This window comes from Candidatus Njordibacter sp. Uisw_039 (genome assembly GCF_047730075.1).
Classification (GTDB): domain Bacteria; phylum Pseudomonadota; class Gammaproteobacteria; order Pseudomonadales; family Balneatricaceae; genus Njordibacter.
Map to the genome: position 1 here is coordinate 1,415,410 of NZ_CP159831.1, position 17,122 is coordinate 1,432,531.

Here is a 17,122-nt window from a genome sequence, read left to right on the forward strand (position 1 = left end):
GCTTTTAAAACATCTGCTTGATGGCAGAAAAGTGCCATAATAGAAGCATCACTTACGTAATTTGCGTGGGTTATCATAGAAAGGAGATTCGAATGAGTCGTAAACGCGTTGTAGTTACTGGCATGGGTATGTTGAGCCCAGTTGGCAACACCATGAACGACACTTGGAGCAGTCTAATAGCCGCAAAAAGTGGTGTGGCAAATATTACTCATTTCGATACTGAAGGTTTTGGTACGCACTTTTCTGCTAGTGTAAAAGATTTTGATCTCAGCAACTACTTGCCACCAAAAGAAGGCAAAAAGATGGACCTGTTTATTCAATATGGTATGGCTGCAGGAATCCAAGCTATTAAGGATGCTAATCTAGAAGTCACCGACGAAAATGCAGACCGTATTGGTGTTGCTATTGGCTCTGGAATTGGCGGCTTACCCCTGATTGAAAAATGCCATGACGCTCTCAACAAGAGTGGCCCTCGTCGTATCTCTCCGTTTTTTGTGCCCGGCAGCATCATTAATATGATTTCTGGTAATTTGTCGATCATGTATGGCTTACGCGGCCCTAATATCGCTATTACCACAGCCTGCACTACGGGAACCCACAACATTGGTGCGTCTGCACGTATGATTGCTTATGGTGATGCCGACGTTATGGTGTGTGGGGGTGCTGAAATGGCCACTACGCCGTTAGGTTTAGGTGGTTTTGGTGCAGCTCGTGCACTATCAACTCGCAATGATGATCCCTTAGCTGCAAGTCGCCCCTGGGATGTAGGCCGTGACGGTTTTGTATTAGGTGATGGTGCAGGTGTAATGGTGCTAGAAGAGTATGAATCAGCTAAAGCTCGTGGCGCCAGAATTTACGCTGAGCTTACGGGCTTTGGTATGAGTGGTGATGCATACCATATGACGTCGCCACCAGAAGATGGACGTGGTGCTGCAGCATCGATGCGCAACGCCATGAAAGATGCCGGTTTGAATGGTGATGATATTCATTACATCAATGCTCACGGTACGTCTACACCAGCTGGAGACATTGCCGAATCTAATGCCGCTAAATTGGTGTTAGGTACAGCTGCAGAAAATGTCCGGATGAGTTCAACCAAGTCTATGATTGGACACTTGCTTGGTGCAGCTGGCGCTGTAGAAGCCATCTTCTCGGTTTTGGCTATCCGCGACCAAGTAGCACCACCTACTATTAATTTAGATAACCCTTCACCAGGATGTGACCTTAACTACGTGGCGCACCAGCCACAAGAAGCACGTATAGACTCAGCGATGTCCAATTCATTTGGCTTTGGTGGCACTAACGGCACTTTGATTTTCTCCCGTATTTAACCTACAAGTTAGGCTGGCGCTATGGATGCAACAACCTTAGTTAATGGTAAACCATCACATACCTTGGATGTTCGTGATCGTGGTTTGGCTTATGGTGATGGGGTGTTTGAAACCATTGCTTTAAAGCAAGGTCAAGTGCAATTGTGGCAAGGTCACCAACAACGCTTAGTAACTGGATTGATGACCTTAGGTATCGTTGCTGATGAAGCTGCTGCTGTAAACCTGGTCAACACCATCGTTGACGATATAAAAATCGCTTACCTCTTGTTTGGTCACCCTCAGGGGGTGATCAAAATTACTATAACTCGGGGCAGTGGTGGGCGTGGTTATGCTGCTCCAAGTTTGCCCCATCCTACACGTATTGTTTCTATGTTGCCCTGGCCACCAGATCGGAATCACCTTTCTTCTGAAGGTGTGCGGGTTCGAGTCTGCCAACATCGATGGTCAAATAATGCGGCTTTAGCGGGTGTTAAACACCTTAATCGTTTAGATCAAGTCATGGCCCGTAATGAGTGGACCGATATTGATATCCACGAAGGTATCATGCTTAACCAGCGAGGCCATGTGATTTCTGGTGTAATGAGTAATATATTCATAGAAATCGACGGTGCACTCATGACGCCTAAACTTGATCAATGTGGTATTAAAGGCACTATGGCGCAATTAGTGCGTGCCATAGCCAAACAATGTGGTATTAAATTAGTAGAGCATGAGGTGACTTTGGATGCGCTTATTAATGCAGATGCGGCCTTCATTACCAATAGTCTTAATGGCATTTGGCCCATCATAGAGCTAGCATCTTATACACCTAGGTGTACTTCAACACCCGCTTACTGGCCCATCTCTCCGCTAATTATTAAACTTCAAAAAGCTCTTGCTCAACATTTGTCTGAGCAATTGACAGTAGCTGACCTATGTTAAAGCAGATATGGTTTTGGGTTCTCATGGCTGGCATTCTAGTGATGGCTTTATTCACTTACGGTGCGATACGACAAGTACAAGTATGGCTGTATGAACCCATGCCACTTTCAGAACCCATATTAGTTACTATCTCTGCTGGTTCTGGGTTAGGCAGTATTAGTGGTAAACTACAAAAAGTGGGGGTTATTGCCCATGCTAATAGTTTTAAATATTACGCAAAATGGCGTCAGTTAGATCGTTATATTAAAGCTGGTGAATATCAATTCAGTGGTTCTATTAATAGTGCAGAAGTGCTTGCGCAACTGGTATCAGGTAAGGTTTTGGAGTACCAGTTTACGGTTCCAGAAGGACTTCGATATAAGGATTTTGTTACACTCTTGAGCCAACACCCTGCCATGCAAGGTAAACCCATACCGGAGGCTAATCAGTGGCTCACCAGTATGCACAGCCGCTGGCAGCATCCAGAAGGTTTGCTATTTCCCTCTACTTATCGGTTTGCTCGGCATAATTTGCCCCTAGACATTATAAAGCAAGCCCACTTAAAACAAGTGCAGATTTTACAATCTGCCTGGGCGGAGAGGGCAGAGGATTTACCCTATGATACGCCTTATGAAGCCCTTATTATGGCCTCTATTATTGAAAAAGAAACGGGTTTAGCCAATGAGCGGGCAATCATCGCTGGTGTTTTTGTTAGACGTTTACAAAAAGGCATGAAGCTACAGACCGATCCCACAGTGATCTATGGTATGGGTGCAGACTTCAAAGGTAATATTCGTCGCTCCGATTTAACCACAGATACACCTTACAATACCTACGTTCATCGTGGCCTTCCTCCTACACCAATTGCGTTACCGGGTCGTGCTGCTATACACGCAGCGTTGCATCCAGCAGATGGCTTGAGTTTGTTTTTTGTCGCTAAGGGCGATGGCAGTCACGAGTTTGCGGATACCTACCCGCAACATCAGATTAATGTGCGTAAATATCAGCTAAAAAATTAAGAGAGTTTTCATGGCCCCATTATTTATATCCATTGAAGGTGGCGAGGGTGCTGGCAAATCTACGAGTATTGACTACATCAAACAAAAACTCGAAGCCTTTGGCATTAAATGCCTAGTCACTCGTGAACCTGGTGGCACACCCATGGCAGAAGACATCCGCCAGCTATTGCTCCAACATCGTGATGAAACCGTTGACCCATATACGGAACTTTTATTGATGTTTGCCTCGCGCCGGCAACATGTAGAAAACGTTATTAGACCTGCTTTAACAGCGGGGAAATGGGTGATTTGTGATCGTTTTACGGATGCTTCATTCGCCTATCAAGGGTTTGGGCGTGGTGTAGACCAAGACTTTATAACTAGTCTTAAGAGCTGGGTGCACGGTGATCTAAACCCAAACATGACTTTATTGTTTGATTTAGATGTTGCTACAGGTATGGCGCGAGCGGGTAAGCGATCTAATTTTGACCGTATTGAAACGGAAATAATGAGCTTCTTCGAACGCGTTCGACAAGGATATTTGACCCAAGCCAAAACTGAACCACAGAGGTATCGTATTGTTGATGCCGCCCAATCTATAACTGATGTCGAGCACCAGTTGGACCACTTTCTTGCGCCATTATTGGTAGCTTCTGGAAACTAACATTATGACTACAGAGCTTAGTAGATTGTCTTTAAACTTATACCCTTGGCAACAGGACCAGTGGCAGCATGTGAACCATATGATGCAGCAACAACGCTTGCCCCATGCATTAATCATTGGTGGTGTACCCGGGATCGGAAAACTGACCTTTGCTAAACGCCTTGCTGCAGCCTTATTGTGCCAGAAACTGATTAATGGGAATGCATGCAACCAATGTAAATCCTGCCAACTATTAGCTGCCAACAGCCACCCTGATTATAAATTAATGCAGCCAGAAGAGGCTGGTAAAGCTATCTTGGTGGACCAAGTGCGTAACATTCAACATGCAATGGCAACCACTGCGCAACAAGGTGGTGCTCGTGTGGTTATTATCAATGGTGCATCTGATCTCAACTTGAATGCGGCTAACGCTTTGTTAAAACAGTTAGAAGAGCCCGGTGACAAGAGTTATTTTTTGCTGTTACATCAATGGCCAAAGGCGGTATTACCTACTGTTCGCAGCCGTTGCCAGTTGTTAGATATTACTATTCCTGCACCCGAACAGGCCTTGAAATGGCTACAACATCAGTTGCCTGATGACGACAACAGTAACGATATAGCCGAAAAGCTATTACAGCTGGCAAAAGGAGGCCCGCTTAAAGCACTGCAACTGCATGCCTCTAAGGCCCACGAATTGCGTCACCAAATGTTAGTCCAGCTGACGGCTATTTTAAGGGGCAAAGAAAGCGCAGTACAAGTGGCTCAAAGTTGGCACAAAGAACCACTAGAGCAGATGTTTAGCTGGTGGATAGAGTGGCTTAATGACCTCATTAAACTAAAAATGACAGGAAATACGTCACATTTGGCCAATCCAGACATTGTTAAATTACTGCAAGCAGTAGCCAAACGTAGCAACATTATTGCTACTTACTCATTGTTAGAGAAACTTACTCAACAACTTAACTTTATCAACCAGCGTCGCAACCTAAATACCCAATTGGTGTGCGAAGAGCTACTAGATCAATGGTACTTATTGGTAAGATCGGGTACTTAATAATGATTATTGATTCCCACTGCCACCTAGATAAATTAGACACTAGCCACTACGCTGATGGTTTGGCAGGCCTCATTGCAGCAGCTCAAGCCGATGGTATTTCGCAGATGTTATGTATTGGTGTGGATACGGATCAGTTTGAACCCATGATGTCTCAAATTAAAGAGTATGACTTTATACATGCGTCCGCTGGGTTACATCCTCTGGGTGTTAAGGATTTGGACTGTCTTAATCTGTTAGAACAGCAGGCTCAGCACGATAAAGTTGTTGCCATTGGTGAAACTGGCTTAGATTATTTTTACCAGCAAGATAATGCGGCATTACAACAGCAGGCATTTGCAGCACATTTGCAGCTTTCAAAACGCTTACGTAAGCCTGTCATTGTTCATACTCGTGACGCTAATGCAGACACATTAACATTACTTCGCAATGAAGCTGATCAAACTTTAGGTGGCGTAATTCACTGTTTTACAGAAGATTGGGCCATGGCTGAAGCCTGCCTGAACTTAGGCTTTTACATCTCTATTTCTGGTATTGTAACCTTTAATAATGCCAGCGCATTGAGAGAAGTGGTTAAGCAGATTCCTATGGATCGTTTGTTGGTAGAAACGGATTCACCTTATCTAACGCCAGCGCCCTATCGCGGGCAACAAAATGAACCAAAACATGTGCGTTTGGTTGCTCAATATGTAGCCGACTTAAAAGGGGTTTCATTAGCGCAGCTTGCACAACAAACTAGCGATAACTTTACACAACTGTTTTTGACACCCCGCTAGTTGGCGTTGGTTCTAAGTAATGGCCTTTTGAAGATTTTATGACTATTATGTTTATCATAGTCATAGCTCGACTAATTTACCTGTATACAGGCCAATTTGTACAATTGAAGGTATCACCATGAACTGGGGCATTGCTGCAAAACCAACTATTCCCGCCTATTTTCCACGCGAAAAAGAGAACCGCAAAGTACGTGAGTTTAAGCGCAGAGAAGAGGAGATACTCGAAACTGCATTAGAACTCTTTCGTGTCCACGGTGAAGATAAAGTTACTGTAGAAATGATTGCTGACAATGTAGGTATTGGAAAAGGCACTATATACAAACACTTCAAGTCTAAATCAGACATTTATATTTATTTGCTGATTAATTATGAACATCAGTTAGCCAGTTTACTGGCGACAAAAGACTTCTCAGACCCAGAGTCATTGTGGCGCAGTTACTTCGAATTCCGTATGAATGATCCAGAGCAAGCGTTATTGTTTGATCGCTTAGAAGACCGCTTGATCAAGGGTGAAGAGTATGAAAACGAAATCGCTAAAGTACACCAAGTCCGCAATGAAAATATGCAGGTGCTTACTACCTTAGTTGAAAAGCGTATAGATTCTGGTAAGTTGGAGCAAGTGCCGGCTTATTTCCATTTATCCGCTTCCTGGGCTTTGGTTCACGGTGCTTTAGCTCTGCATGATTCCGGGTTCTTTAAAGAATTTATCCAAGACCGTGAGGCCTTTTTTGATTTTCTGATGCAAATTGGTATGCGTATGGGTAACGTTGGGCAGAGTCGTCATACAGATTTTTCCAAAAAGGTGCGTCATGAAAATACTACTGCCGGCCAAGACTAACTGCACATGTTAGAACAGTTAGTAGAGCATGCCCAGCAACTGCCCGCTTATGATTTAGATGCTTGGCAGCCTGAATTTAACGGCGATATGGATATAGTCATCGCCGCTGACGGCACTTGGTACCACCAAGGCAGCGCCATCGTTAAAACAAAAATCGTACAATTGTTTGGACGCTTATTACAACGTCAAAAAAATGGTGATTATTGGATTATCACCCCTGTTGAAGCCTTTCGTATTACCGTAGAAGACCTACCCTTCGTGATTGTTGCTGCAGACCATGTTCACCAAAAGGGCATTGATTTGTGGCAATTCACTAGTAATACGGGTGACCAAATTAACCTTTTAGAAGCAAATCAATTGGTTGTGACCTACGACTCAGAACAGCAACCGCAACCACAATTGTGCGTACGTGATGGTCTATGGGCGCGTATCAATCGTTCAGTTTTTTACCAGCTTGCGTTAGCTTGCGAGGTGGTTGAAACAACTCAGGGTGATCGCGCTGAGTTGACCAGCGGCCCTCATCGATACTATATTGGGCCAGTATAGCTCACTAGGAAATACATATAATGCCAGTACATGAAATTCATCACCCCCTTATTTCACATAAACTTGCACTACTACGCAAAGCACATGTGAGTACCAAACAGTTTAGAGAACTATCTAATGAGGTCGCTAGTCTATTAACCTATGAGGCGAGTAGAGGATTGCCCTTGGAACAGGTTAACATTGATGGCTGGCAAGGTGAGCCGATCTCCGTAAATATGTTAGCTGGCAAAAAACTCACAATTGTGCCTATTCTTCGAGCTGGTTTAGGTATGCTTGAGGGGGTAATGCAGTTGGTGCCTAATGCAAAAGTGAGTGTCGTTGGATTGTACCGCAATGAAGAAACCTTAGAGCCCGTTGCTTACTTTGATAAAATAATCGCCGATGTGGATCAGCGAACAGCACTCATTATTGACCCTATGTTGGCAACCGGGGGTACACTTTTGGCCACCATTGATCTGCTTAAACAAAAGGGCTGCAAAAACATTATGGGATTGTTCCTAGTGGCATCCCCTGAAGGCTTGGCAAAGTTATCGGAATTGCATCCAGATGTAAATCTGTATGTTGCGGCTGTTGACGATTGTTTAAACGACCAAGGCTACATTCTCCCAGGCCTTGGCGATGCCGGTGACAAAATATTTGGCACTAAATAGTGTGAAAGGCAATTCTTAGATTTGTCATTAAAAAGGGTTGGCCAATCATTATACCGTGAGTTTGCCCAACCCTTCGTAGATCAGTGAGGAGGTTAACCATTCTCATAATGACCTGCCCAGATTTTGTACTTTCTCTAAAGATTATATTTTATTTAGGAAAAGCTGATTCAGGATTATATGTTTTAAAGCTTTCCAAATACTGAGCGTTTGCCTGATCTTGCCACTTTGTATTTGGCTGGATTGCAGTAATACACTTATATTTTTCACGGTATTTAGCAGTGTTCTCATTGTCTTCCATAACAACAGCTACCATACCTGCAACGATGCCCTTTTGCTGCTCGACTAACTGAACTGCGCCATGCATCGTTCCACCTGTTTCAACCCATTGATCAACCAACAGTACTCTAGTGTTAGGGGCATAGGCGGGTAGTCGCATTTCCATGGATTGTGTTCGTCCAGTATAATTTGTCATGACTGCACTGTCTGTATCAACACATAATTTGCCAGCTTTTCGAATAGGTAAAAAACCACAGCCAATGCGAGCAGCAATGCCAGCCGCTAAAACAAATCCCATTGCATCTAATCCAGCAACAACATCAACATCTTTAGGATCTATCTCTGCGCAAAGGTCATCAAGTAAATCATGATAGGCGCGGCCATTGATGTAGATTGATGTTGGATCAAGCCATGCAAACTTTTTACCTTTTGTATTCGGTGCCATGATAGAAAAATACCAACGGTCATCTCTTGGGCCTTTGTCAAAACTCATTTTTTCTCCTTAATTGTTAATAACAGACATTAAGTTTTTTAATTTATTGGGGTCAATATTGTAAAAGTCACCATCAAGGTTTATGCCAGTGGCAACCATAAACAGGTCTACTTCATCGATATACTCTGCTACATTTTCTGGTGTAATTCCAGACGCAACAGCAAGCGCTGTATCTCCACAACTTTTACGAAAAGTTTTGATTTTTTCGACATCTGCAGCATGGCCTGTGGCAATTCCAGAGGTTACCACTATATCCATATGATTAGAGGCAATTCGAGCACTGTAAGCATACTCAGTTGGGTCTACTTCACGTTGTTTTTTAAAAGCCGTGCCACCAATATACAATCCGTTCCAGCCGCTCTCTTTACGCATTGTATCAATTCTCTTTGCATCTATTTGACCATTTTCTGCCCGACGTTCGTCAATACACGCATCATCAGCCCAATAGCCATCAACTCGAATACCTTCGGATTGAAGTGCTCCTAGAATGGGGAAGGCGAACTCACCAGTGACCGCAAGAAAATTTATTCCAATCCAATAGTCAGCAAATTCAGCGCGAATGCTTTTAATGATTGGTATGAGTTTTTCTTTTTCAAAATCATGATTGATAAGAAATACTCCTGGGCAACCACCTTCAATTGCGATGACAATATTTCGGTACGCTTGCTCATGATCCAAGACATGAATAACAGGTAAAATAATTGGTTTTTTACTGCCAAATTTCAAATGAAACTCATGTCGATTCATTTTTTTGTTCCAAATAGAAAAAAAGTTTATTCAGATGCTAGGTAGATATACAACTTAGCTATTTCAAACATTAAATCAAACTACGCCATAACAGAAGCGTAGTTTATTCAACACTGATCATATGTTTTCTTAAGTAGCATGATGATCATGCTTTGTAGTTTGCTCTGCAGCAACAGCCTTAAAGATTACATATTTGGGTAGTTTGGACCGCCTGCGCCTTCTGGTACAACCCAGGTGATATTTTGACTTGGGTCTTTAATATCACAGGTTTTGCAGTGAACGCAGTTTTGACTGTTGATCTGGAAGGTCTTGTCACCATTGTCGCTCTCCACAATTTCGTAAACCCCCGCAGGGCAATACCTTTGTGCAGGTTCGTCCCACATGCTTAAGTTAATACCTAAGGGGAGGCTAGCGTCTTTTAAGGTAAGGTGACAAGGCTGGTTTTCTTCATGATTGGTGCCAGAAATGAACACCGATGATAACTTATCAAAACTAATCAACCCATCAGGCTTGGGGTACTCTATCTTCGGCATCTGCGCGGCAGGTTTTAACTGAGCATGGTCTGGGATATTGTCTTTCAAGCTCACTGGCAGCTTACCGCCAAAGATATTTTGGTCAATCCAGTTAAAGGTGCCTCCTAACCACATGCCAAATTTGTGCATTGCAGCGCCAAAATTACGGGCTTTATAGAGTTCTTCATGTAACCATGACTGCTTAAATTTTTCGCCATAAGCCAGTAAGTCTTGCTTACCTTCATCGCCGTTAGCAATAGCTTCGAACAATGTTTCAGCTGCTAACATGCCAGATTTCATTGCCGTGTGGCTACCTTTGATTTTGGCAAAGTTCATGGTGCCTGCATCACAACCAATTAACAAAGCACCAGGAAGACTCATTTTTGGCAAGGCGAATAGGCCACCTTTTTCTACAGCACGAGCACCATATGAGACTCGGGTGCCGCCTTCTAAATGTTGTTTAAGTAGCGGATGATGTTTCAGGCGTTGGAACTCGTCAAACGGACTTAGGTGCGGATTATCATAGCTTAAATCAATAATAAGGCCGACAGTGACTTGAGTGTTGTCACCGTGATATAGGAAAAAGCCACCGTTGGCGCCTCTGGTAAGGGGCCAGCCAGAACCATGGACAACTAAACCGGGTTGGTGTTTGGCTGGGTCAATATCCCAAAGTTCTTTAATGCCAATACCATAATGTTGGCTAGTAGTACCTGCATCAAGGTCAAACTTTTCAATTAGTTGCTTACCTAAGTGACCACGGCAACCTTCGGAAAACACGGTGTATTTGGCATGTAATTCCATGCCTTGCATATAACCGTCTTTTTGTTCACCCGTTTCACTAACACCCATGTCGCCGGTAGCAATACCTTTGACACTGCCATCTTCGTGGTAAAGCACTTCAGAAGCAGCGAAACCTGGGAAGATTTCGGCACCTAAGTTTTCAGCTTGTTCTGCCAGCCAACGACAGACATTACCTAAGCTGACGATGTAGTTGCCTTCGTTGTGCATGGGTTTAGGGATTGCAAAATTAGGCAACGTCATACCACCCGTAGGGCTGGTGAGAATATGCATCTCGTCCTTAACGACAGGCGAAGTTAATGGTGCGCCCATGGACTGCCAATCTGGAAAGAGTTCGTTCAGGGCAGTGGGTTCTAAGATAGCCCCAGACAATATGTGTGCCCCCACTTCAGACCCTTTTTCAACCACACAAACACTTAATTCTTGCTCTTTTTCTTGTGCTAGCTGTAGTAGTTTGCATGCGGTGGCTAGGCCAGATGGGCCAGCACCAACGATAACAACATCGAACTCCATTGATTCACGTTCCACTACATATCCTCTTGTTTAGTCTTTGGGATGAAAAAATGCCACTTTAACGCCTGTAAAAGTGACCTACTGTTCATATACCGACTTATTTTGGCTTTTCTTAAGCAGAGTTTCAATCAATACCGTACAGTCTTAAGTGATAAGTTCTAAAATGTCCACTTAGGGCCAAGGTTTGTTAAACTATTGGCCCCTACATTGAGCGAAGACTATTCTAATGCATATAGAAATCACCAGCACCACTACTCAGCAACAGGTGCACGATGAGTTACGTCAATTACGCTCAGGCGACCGCGTACATTGTGCAGATGTAGGCCAGTTTTTGTTTTGTAAACGTTTGTTAGAACAATGGCGCTGGAGTGACGTGTTATTGTTGATGATGGATGATCAGAAGCAGGTGTTAAAACAGTTTAAATATAAACCTCCCGCCCATGATGAAGTTCCTAGGGAGCGGTTGCTTAAAGATCAAGAGCAAGTAGTGCATGCACTAGAAAAAGTGTTCGCCCATTGTCATAAAGTTGGTTTGCAGGTGGTGTCTTTTAGTGATGGTTTGGTGGTGGTGCCAAAGGATCTAGCCGAAGACCCCATGGCGTTGTGTTCTGCAGCGGCATTAGGTATTAATGATTTTGAGACCTATACCACCTTTGCTGAACATCTAGACTGAACTATATGGATCGCCTTATTAGGCCACTTCCTCATCCGGTTCTTCTGGCGGCACTCGCATACCCTTATCAATGCCTTTACGGGTTTGTGTTTTAGATTTAGCTTTTTGTAACTGAGTTTCTATTTTAGAACTCAGTAAGTCGATGGCACTAAACATATTACTGCCTTTAGCTTTGGCAAATATTTCCTGGCCGGTATCTAGGTGGAGGGTGGCTTCAGCAAGGTCTTGGTTACCTTCTTTATCCATGGTGACTTGAATGTTGGTGATGTGATCGAAGTGGCTTTCATTTTTCTGCAGCTTGGCCATAATACGTTCTTTTATAGCATCAGTAGCTTTGGTGTCGTGACGAGCAGTAATGTTCATTTGCATAATCGATTCCTTCTTATCGAGAGTTTAAAAAAAGTAGAAATAGAGTGTTGTTCCTCTTGGGTTGGTTGGTTAAGTAGATAGGCATGTTAATCATGAGACTAACATAACTTGGACTCCAGATAAGAAAGCATTTATGCTGGAGTCGTGCTTTTAATAAACCATAAGTTGGCTAGGAAGGGAAGTGCTTTTGTGAAGCAAAGGTAAATAAAATTGAGTGATTTATTGATTAATTTAAAGGCCAATAGACGTGAAGTGTGATTATGACATTGTGATTTGTGGTGGTGGTATGATTGGTGCTGCTCTTGCAACACAACTTGCCCCCCATGGCTTTTCTATTGCGTTAGTAGAGGCTAAGGTGCCCGCTGCTTACGATTTAAGTCAAAACTTCGATTTAAGAATTTCTGCCTTAAGTCCAAAGAGCGCGCTGGTCATGCAGCAATGTAAAGCCTGGGATATCCTACAAGGCATGCGCCTTTGCCCGTACAAACGAATGCGTGTATGGGAAGTGGCAGGCTTTGGGGATTTAACGTTTAGTGCCAACCAAGTTGGCGTACCAGAACTCGGACATATCGTTGAAAACCGCTTAGTACAATTGAGCTTGTGGCAGGCTTTGGAGGACAATGATAAGGTGGATATAATATGTCCCGCTTCACCAGAAAGCTTCCACCGTGATGGCAAGGTAATGCGTATAGACCTTGATACAGGGCAAAGCATATCAGCTAGGTTAATTGTTGGCGCCGATGGTGCTCAGTCAAAGGTAAGGCAAGGGTTTGGGATTGGGGTTAATCGTGGTCAATATCAGCAAGCTTGCCTAGTGGCTTCGGTGAACACGGAACTCGGTCAGCAAGACATCACTTGGCAACGATTTGTGAATACCGGCCCACAAGCATTTTTACCTCTGCTTGGACAGCATGGCTCTGTAGTTTGGTATCATCAAGCCGATCAAGCACGTGCCTTATCGAATCTGTCCCATGGCGACTTGGCAAACGAAATTATGGCTCAATTTCCACCCCAGTTAGGGAAAATCGAAGTTACAGCGCAGGCTTCCTTCGGCTTACAAAAACAACATGCTCAGAGTTATTGTGCCGAGGGTATGGTGTTGGTCGGCGATGCGGCCCATGTCATTAATCCGCTAGCGGGACAGGGTGTTAATCTAGGTTTTCAAGATGTTGCCTGTTTGGCAAGTGTACTTGCGGATGCTCGCAGTAAAGGTGAAGATTGGTCAACTAAGGAAGTACTGAAGCGTTATCAAAAACAGCGAAAACTGGCCAATAGCCTTATGCTTCATAGCATGGATGCGTTCCACCATGGATTTAGCCAAACTAACACCAAGACTAAATGGTTACGAAATTTGGCCCTCGCATCGGCTAAAATTCCCCTTATTAAGCAACGCGTGGTTAGATATGCGATGGGAATTTGATAGGCTATTTGATGTTTCTGTTAAAGAATACTTTTCTAGCAAGGCGTTTCAAATTATACTCATATTATTGTACTTCAGTTCCCAATTTTGGGTCGCACAACTTTTGATTCCATCGCTTTAGTGAGCCTTATGACAGACTACGAAGACAAAGTTTACTCTGCCCTGATCGTTGATGATGATGAGGTCAATTTAGAGATCCTTAGTGATTACCTAGAAGCTGCAGGTCTGGCAGTAATGACCGTGCCGGACGGCGAATCTGCGGTCGAGGTGCTCGATAATGACGCCTATCAGTTTGATGTCATGTTCCTCGATTGGATGATGCCAGGCATCAGCGGCCTCGATGTTCTCAAACATGTGCGTGCCACTGTTAAGAATGTTGCTCTACCCATTATTATGCAAACAGCTAAAGCCAGTGATCTAGAACGAAGGGAAGGGCTTGAAGCTGGTGCCGATTATTATTTGAGCAAACCTTTCGATGAAGGTGCATTCTTATCGGCCTTACAAACAACCATACCAGAAATAACTTTTGATTAGCGGTTGTGAACCTATCTTGGTCCTAGAGGTGAGTTAGCTTCTTGGCCTTACTATTGCCACATTCGGTGCCTACTGATTGTGTATTTCGTATCTATTAATTGGTAAAAATATGTCCGCAGCACCATTGTCACATTCTGCATTTCGATTTTTGCGCCAGCAAAAAATAGATTCGTTAAATATTAATATGCAACAGTACGAGCACGTTATTACTGGTGCTCTGCATATCCATTTGGCCAGTGAGCAAACGGAAAATGTGTTTTTAGTGGCATTAAAAACCATGCCTCAAGATTCTTCGGGTGTGGCTCATGTGCTGGAACATACAGCATTGTGTGGAAGCGAGAAGTTTCCTGTAAGAGACCCTTTCTTTATGATGATAAGGCGCTCTTTAAACACCTTTATGAATGCTTTTACCAGCAGTGATTGGACCGCTTATCCGTTTGCTAGCCAAAATAAAAAGGACTTCAATAATCTGTTGGAAGTCTATCTAGATGCGGTGTTTTTTGCCCGCCTTGATGCCTTAGACTTTGCCCAAGAGGGTCACCGGGTAGAATTTATTGATGACGAAAAAGGCAACCAAAGCCTTACTTACAAAGGTGTTGTATTTAACGAAATGAAAGGCGCCATGAGTTCGCCTGTAAGTCAGCTATGGCAAACCTTGACCAAGTACCTGTTCCCCACCACAACCTATCATTTTAATAGTGGTGGTGAGCCATCGGATATTCCTGATCTAACTCATGAGCAGTTGTTGGCTTTTTACAAGCGCCATTACCACCCATCCAATGCCATATTTATGACTAGCGGTGATATCACCGCAGCGACTCATCAAGAGTCTTTTGAAAAGCACGCATTATATCGTTTTTCAGCGCAGAAAATAGATCTCTCAGTGGCTGATGAAAAACGCTATTTTAGTCCCTTAAAAATTCAGGAAAGTTACCCAGCTGCAGCAAATGATAAACAAGCCAAAAGCCACTTAGTGTTGGGTTGGTTACTTGGTCATAGCACAGATTTAAAGCAACAAATGCAAGCCAATTTACTGGCTCGTGTTTTACTTGATAACAGTGCTTCACCGTTACGTAAAGAACTAGAAACCTGTGGTGTAGGCACAGGGCCTTCTCAACTTTGTGGTTTAGAAGACTCGAATAAAGAAATGGCTTTTGTTTGTGGCCTAGAAGGGGCTGACGTTGCAGACGCTGATGCCTTTGAAAACTTTGTATTGAATTGCCTACAAAAAGTTGCAGATGACGGTGTAGCTCAAAGCGAAATTGAAGCAGCTTTGCATCAGCTTGAATTGGGCCAACGTGAAATTGGTGGTGATGGTTACCCTTTTGGTATGCAACTAATATTAAGTGCGCTACCCGCCGCAATCCATGGAGGTGATGCTTTGGCCGCGCTAAACCTAGACCCGGTGTTGTCACAACTGGCTGAAGATATTAAAGATCGCAACTTTATTCCTGGTTTAATTCAAGATCTGCTGTTAAATAACAGCCATCAAGTGAGGCTTACACTAGTACCCGATGAGCATATGTCAAACCGCAGAGACGTGGCAGAAAAACAGCGTCTCAGTGACATGCTTAACACCATGAATGATGCCCAGCGTAAAGTCGTTATTGATGAAACCGCAGCCTTGTTAGAACGTCAGTCACAAGAAGACGACGCCGATGTCTTGCCAGAAGTTACACGCGAGGATATTCCAGCCACACAATTTATTGCTAGCCCAACAGTATCTAATAAAGACCTAGGTTGGGAATTCTATGGTGCAGGAACTAATGGTTTGGTGTATCACCAGTTAGTAATCGATTGGCCCAAAGTTGATGCTAATACCTTGCCTTACCTTAATTTACTGGCTCAGTTAATGACTGAGTTGGGTATTGGTGAGCAGGATTACTTGGCCGTTCAAGCCCAGCAAGCTGCTGTTTGTGGCAGCCTCTCTGCTTATTTATCTTACCGTGGCCAAGCCACAGACGCTGATCAATTGAATGCCTACTTTGTCCTCAGTACCAAAGGACTAGCCAGCCAACAAACGGCAATCGTCGATTTATTAAAACAAACTTTGTTGTCCGTGCGTTTTGATGAACAACAACGTATCAAAGAATTGGTGGGTCAGTTACGATCACGTCGTCAGCAAAGTGTGGGGCAATCTGGCCATAGTTTTGCTTTAGGTGCTGCCAGTCGCAATATGAGTGCTGGCGCAAACCTTCAGTACAACGTTAGTGGCTTGCAAGGGTTAGTTTGGCTACAACAACTTGATGATGGTTTGCAGGATGAACAACACCTTGTAGACCTTTGTAACAAACTTGCAGAGCTTCAAGCTCAGCTATGTAAACAACCGCTACAGTTGGCTAGCGTAGGTGAAGAGCAACAACAATCTAACATAGAGGCTACTTTTACCACCGCCTTTTCGGAACAGGTGGGTGTCTTAAATGGTTGTTTACAGTGGACTTATAACAAGGCACATAGTAAGGCAGATTATCAGCCAGTGCAGCAGTTATGGACTACCAACACCCAAGTTAACTATTGCGCCAGATCTTTTCCAACCGTATCAAGTGCGCATCCAGATGCCGCTTCGTTGGTTGTTCTTGGTGAGGTTTTACGCAATGGCTATTTGCATCGTGCTGTGCGAGAACAAGGTGGGGCATACGGCGGTGGTGCGGGTCAAGACAACAATAATGCCTGTTTTCGGTTTTACTCATACCGCGATCCCCGCAGTGAAGAAACTTTCACGGATTTTAGTGCTGCGGTAGTTTGGGTGCTCTCCGATCAACTACTGCAACAGCACCTTGAAGAAGCTGTGTTAGGTGTTATTGGTAGCCTTGATAAACCTGGTTCACCTGCAGGAGAAGCCTTACAGGCATACCAGAATGAACTTCATGGCCGTAGCTCAGATATTCGCCAGGCCTTTAGATTAGCTATATTGGCCGTATCTCTTGATTCTTTACAAAGTGTGGCTAAACGTTACTTACAAGACATCCAACCATCAGAGGCTGTTGTTGCGCCGACAGAATTAAGTAAGCATGGATATTTCAAAGATTTTGAAGTTTATAGTGTTTAGCC

General features: G+C 43.7%; 17 protein-coding genes. 13 read left to right on the plus strand and 4 right to left on the minus strand.

All coding sequences use genetic code 11. The features are described from left to right. Positions 1–92 precede the first annotated feature (92 nt). The 9 genes from fabF to upp all read left to right on the plus strand — a co-directional run bounded on the left by fabF (position 93) and on the right by upp (position 7,736). Positions 93–1,331, plus strand: a complete 1,239-nt coding sequence (gene fabF, locus ABXT70_RS06700) for a beta-ketoacyl-ACP synthase II (RefSeq protein ID WP_443642398.1) — start codon at positions 93–95, stop codon at positions 1,329–1,331. 21 nt (positions 1,332–1,352) lie between these two features. After that, entirely contained in the window at positions 1,353–2,252 is a 900-nt protein-coding gene (gene pabC / locus ABXT70_RS06705) for an aminodeoxychorismate lyase (RefSeq protein WP_443642399.1), read from the plus strand. After that, the gene (mltG, locus tag ABXT70_RS06710) at positions 2,246–3,250 is read left to right on the plus strand and encodes an endolytic transglycosylase MltG (RefSeq protein WP_443642400.1); all 1,005 of its coding nucleotides are present in this window, start codon (positions 2,246–2,248) and stop codon (positions 3,248–3,250) included. Before pabC ends, mltG begins: the two co-directional genes overlap by 7 nt. Before the next feature lie 10 nt (positions 3,251–3,260). Continuing rightward, on the plus strand, positions 3,261–3,893 hold the full coding sequence (gene tmk, locus ABXT70_RS06715) for a dTMP kinase (protein WP_443642401.1): 633 nt from the start codon (positions 3,261–3,263) through the stop codon (positions 3,891–3,893). A gap of 4 nt (positions 3,894–3,897) precedes the next feature. Next, the gene (locus ABXT70_RS06720) at positions 3,898–4,926 is read left to right on the plus strand and encodes a DNA polymerase III subunit delta' (protein ID WP_443642402.1); all 1,029 of its coding nucleotides are present in this window, start codon (positions 3,898–3,900) and stop codon (positions 4,924–4,926) included. Between the two features lie 2 nt (positions 4,927–4,928). Then, on the plus strand, positions 4,929–5,702 hold the full coding sequence (locus tag ABXT70_RS06725; protein WP_443642403.1) for a TatD family hydrolase: 774 nt from the start codon (positions 4,929–4,931) through the stop codon (positions 5,700–5,702). 118 nt (positions 5,703–5,820) lie between these two features. Further along, the gene (locus ABXT70_RS06730) at positions 5,821–6,540 is read left to right on the plus strand and encodes a TetR/AcrR family transcriptional regulator (protein ID WP_443642404.1); all 720 of its coding nucleotides are present in this window, start codon (positions 5,821–5,823) and stop codon (positions 6,538–6,540) included. Positions 6,541–6,546: 6 nt separating this feature from the next. After that, positions 6,547–7,086 carry a DUF1285 domain-containing protein gene (locus ABXT70_RS06735; RefSeq protein ID WP_443642405.1) on the plus strand — a complete coding sequence of 180 codons (540 nt, stop codon included), beginning with the start codon at positions 6,547–6,549 and terminating at the stop codon, positions 7,084–7,086. Between the two features lie 20 nt (positions 7,087–7,106). Further along, a complete protein-coding gene (gene upp, locus ABXT70_RS06740) occupies positions 7,107–7,736 on the plus strand; it encodes a uracil phosphoribosyltransferase (protein WP_443642406.1) in 630 nt (209 codons plus the stop codon). A gap of 148 nt (positions 7,737–7,884) precedes the next feature. Here the strand turns inward: upp and ABXT70_RS06745 are convergent, their stop codons facing one another. The 3 genes from ABXT70_RS06745 to ABXT70_RS06755 all read right to left on the minus strand — a co-directional run bounded on the left by ABXT70_RS06745 (position 7,885) and on the right by ABXT70_RS06755 (position 11,075). Then, entirely contained in the window at positions 7,885–8,505 is a 621-nt protein-coding gene (locus ABXT70_RS06745) for a phosphoribosyltransferase family protein (RefSeq protein ID WP_443642407.1), read from the minus strand. A 9-nt stretch (positions 8,506–8,514) separates the two neighbouring features. Next, positions 8,515–9,252 carry a BtpA/SgcQ family protein gene (locus ABXT70_RS06750; RefSeq protein WP_443642408.1) on the minus strand — a complete coding sequence of 246 codons (738 nt, stop codon included), beginning with the start codon at positions 9,250–9,252 and terminating at the stop codon, positions 8,515–8,517. A 185-nt stretch (positions 9,253–9,437) separates the two neighbouring features. Then, positions 9,438–11,075: an electron transfer flavoprotein-ubiquinone oxidoreductase gene (locus ABXT70_RS06755; protein ID WP_443642493.1), complete on the minus strand. Its 1,638-nt coding sequence runs from the start codon at positions 11,073–11,075 to the stop codon at positions 9,438–9,440. 226 nt (positions 11,076–11,301) lie between these two features. Here ABXT70_RS06755 and ABXT70_RS06760 point away from each other — a divergent pair, with 226 nt between their 5' ends. Next, positions 11,302–11,748, plus strand: coding sequence for a hypothetical protein (locus ABXT70_RS06760; protein WP_443642409.1), 447 nt, complete (start codon positions 11,302–11,304; stop codon positions 11,746–11,748). 18 nt (positions 11,749–11,766) lie between these two features. On the opposite strand, the gene hpf is transcribed toward ABXT70_RS06760, so the two are convergent. Then, positions 11,767–12,117, minus strand: coding sequence for a ribosome hibernation-promoting factor, HPF/YfiA family (gene hpf / locus ABXT70_RS06765; RefSeq protein WP_443642410.1), 351 nt, complete (start codon positions 12,115–12,117; stop codon positions 11,767–11,769). A gap of 247 nt (positions 12,118–12,364) precedes the next feature. Here hpf and ABXT70_RS06770 point away from each other — a divergent pair, with 247 nt between their 5' ends. The 3 genes from ABXT70_RS06770 (at position 12,365) to ABXT70_RS06780 (ending at position 17,120) form a co-directional block, all read left to right on the plus strand. Further along, positions 12,365–13,537, plus strand: coding sequence for an FAD-dependent monooxygenase (locus ABXT70_RS06770; RefSeq protein ID WP_443642411.1), 1,173 nt, complete (start codon positions 12,365–12,367; stop codon positions 13,535–13,537). 129 nt (positions 13,538–13,666) lie between these two features. After that, the gene (locus ABXT70_RS06775) at positions 13,667–14,071 is read left to right on the plus strand and encodes a response regulator transcription factor (protein WP_443642412.1); all 405 of its coding nucleotides are present in this window, start codon (positions 13,667–13,669) and stop codon (positions 14,069–14,071) included. A 109-nt stretch (positions 14,072–14,180) separates the two neighbouring features. Further along, positions 14,181–17,120 (plus strand): insulinase family protein, encoded by a 2,940-nt coding sequence (locus ABXT70_RS06780; protein ID WP_443642413.1) that lies wholly within the window; start codon positions 14,181–14,183, stop codon positions 17,118–17,120. The last annotated feature ends 2 nt before the right edge of the window (positions 17,121–17,122 follow it).

Coding starts and splice junctions, on each gene's coding strand:
- ABXT70_RS06725 (WP_443642403.1), top strand. CDS start 4,929: ATGATTATTGATTCCCACTGCCACCTAGATAAATTAGACACTAGCCAC.
- ABXT70_RS06720 (WP_443642402.1), top strand. CDS start 3,898: ATGACTACAGAGCTTAGTAGATTGTCTTTAAACTTATACCCTTGGCAA.
- ABXT70_RS06755 (WP_443642493.1), bottom strand. CDS start 11,075: ATGGAGTTCGATGTTGTTATCGTTGGTGCTGGCCCATCTGGCCTAGCC.
- pabC (WP_443642399.1), top strand. CDS start 1,353: ATGGATGCAACAACCTTAGTTAATGGTAAACCATCACATACCTTGGAT.
- ABXT70_RS06730 (WP_443642404.1), top strand. CDS start 5,821: ATGAACTGGGGCATTGCTGCAAAACCAACTATTCCCGCCTATTTTCCA.
- hpf (WP_443642410.1), bottom strand. CDS start 12,117: ATGCAAATGAACATTACTGCTCGTCACGACACCAAAGCTACTGATGCT.
- ABXT70_RS06735 (WP_443642405.1), top strand. CDS start 6,547: ATGTTAGAACAGTTAGTAGAGCATGCCCAGCAACTGCCCGCTTATGAT.
- fabF (WP_443642398.1), top strand. CDS start 93: ATGAGTCGTAAACGCGTTGTAGTTACTGGCATGGGTATGTTGAGCCCA.
- upp (WP_443642406.1), top strand. CDS start 7,107: ATGCCAGTACATGAAATTCATCACCCCCTTATTTCACATAAACTTGCA.
- ABXT70_RS06760 (WP_443642409.1), top strand. CDS start 11,302: ATGCATATAGAAATCACCAGCACCACTACTCAGCAACAGGTGCACGAT.
- ABXT70_RS06750 (WP_443642408.1), bottom strand. CDS start 9,252: ATGAATCGACATGAGTTTCATTTGAAATTTGGCAGTAAAAAACCAATT.
- mltG (WP_443642400.1), top strand. CDS start 2,246: ATGTTAAAGCAGATATGGTTTTGGGTTCTCATGGCTGGCATTCTAGTG.
- ABXT70_RS06775 (WP_443642412.1), top strand. CDS start 13,667: ATGACAGACTACGAAGACAAAGTTTACTCTGCCCTGATCGTTGATGAT.
- ABXT70_RS06745 (WP_443642407.1), bottom strand. CDS start 8,505: ATGAGTTTTGACAAAGGCCCAAGAGATGACCGTTGGTATTTTTCTATC.
- tmk (WP_443642401.1), top strand. CDS start 3,261: ATGGCCCCATTATTTATATCCATTGAAGGTGGCGAGGGTGCTGGCAAA.
- ABXT70_RS06780 (WP_443642413.1), top strand. CDS start 14,181: ATGTCCGCAGCACCATTGTCACATTCTGCATTTCGATTTTTGCGCCAG.